The organism is Nocardia farcinica (assembly GCF_029867845.1).
GTDB lineage: Bacteria > Actinomycetota > Actinomycetes > Mycobacteriales > Mycobacteriaceae > Nocardia > Nocardia farcinica_A.
Map to the genome: position 1 here is coordinate 1 of NZ_JARWRU010000019.1, position 1,124 is coordinate 1,124.

Below are 1,124 nucleotides of genomic sequence, written 5' to 3' on the forward strand. Positions count from 1 at the left end.
CATCCTCACCATCCCGAACGGCATCGAGGGCGCCAAGGCCTATCGCGACGACGTCCGCGCCCGCGCGGTGAAGTTCGGCCGCAATCCCGACGACATCAAGATCTTCCCGGTGGTCTACCCGATCGTCGGCGAGACCGAGCAGGAGGCCAAGGAGAAGAACGCCGCCTGGTACGCACGCAAGGAGCACAACTTCGAGGTGCAGATGGCGCACTTCGCGGCCACCATGGAGATCGACTTCTCCCAGTTCGACCCCGATCAGCCGATCCCCGACGACGTTTCGACCAACGGTCACCAGAGCCAGCTCGAGGTGTGGCGCGCGCAGCTGGGCGGCCGCACCATCCGCGAGGGCTTCAGCGGGATGCGCGTGCAGACCACCGAGATGGTCGGCACGCCGGATTCGATCGCCGCGCAGATGGACGAATTCATGCAGGAGGTCGGCGGTGACGGCTTCCTCATCTACGGCCAGCCGATCAGCCGCCAGTCCATCGCCGAGATGACCGACGGCGTCGCGCCCGCCCTGCAGCGCCGGGGCCTGCTGCGCACCGACTACGCGCACGACACGCTGCGCGAGAACCTGCGCTCGTTCGGGTGAACGCGATGCGCCGCACCTGCCTCGACACTCCGCGCGGGCGGGTGCACGCCCGCCTCGCCGGCGACGGCGACGACCTGATCCCGCTGTTGCACCAGACCGCCGCGTCCTCGGTGATGTATGAGCGGTTCGTCGCGGCGATGCTCGCGGCCGGGTGCGGCGCGCGCTACCGGTTCCTCGCACCGGACACCCCCGGCTTCGGGATGTCGTTCACCCCGGAGACGCCCTACGACCTGAACGACTGGGCGGACGACATGTTCGCCGCCGTGGACGCCCTGGCCGACGGGACGGGCAGCCCCCGCCGGGTGCACCTGCTCGGCCACCACACCGGCGCCGCCATCGCGGGCGTCATGGCCGCCACCCGCCCCGACCGGGTGGCGAGCCTGGCGATGATCGGCGCGGTCGCCATGGACGAGCCGGATCGGCTCGGCCGGCGGGCCGGGGGGGGGGGGCGGGCGGGGGGGCGGCGGCGGGGCCCCGGCGGGCGCGGGGGGGCCGGGGGGGGGGGGGGGGGGCGGGCGCCGCCGCGGGCGGG

General features: G+C 73.2%; 2 protein-coding genes. Both read left to right on the forward strand.

What is annotated here, in order from left to right; all coding sequences use genetic code 11:
• A partial coding sequence (locus QH283_RS00250; protein ID WP_280501006.1) for an LLM class flavin-dependent oxidoreductase occupies positions 1 to 592 on the forward strand: 592 nt, incomplete at its 5' end.
• Between the two features lie 5 nt (positions 593 to 597).
• Positions 598 to 1,124, forward strand: a 527-nt coding sequence (locus tag QH283_RS00255) for an alpha/beta fold hydrolase (protein ID WP_280501007.1), incomplete at its 3' end; no start/stop codon positions are given.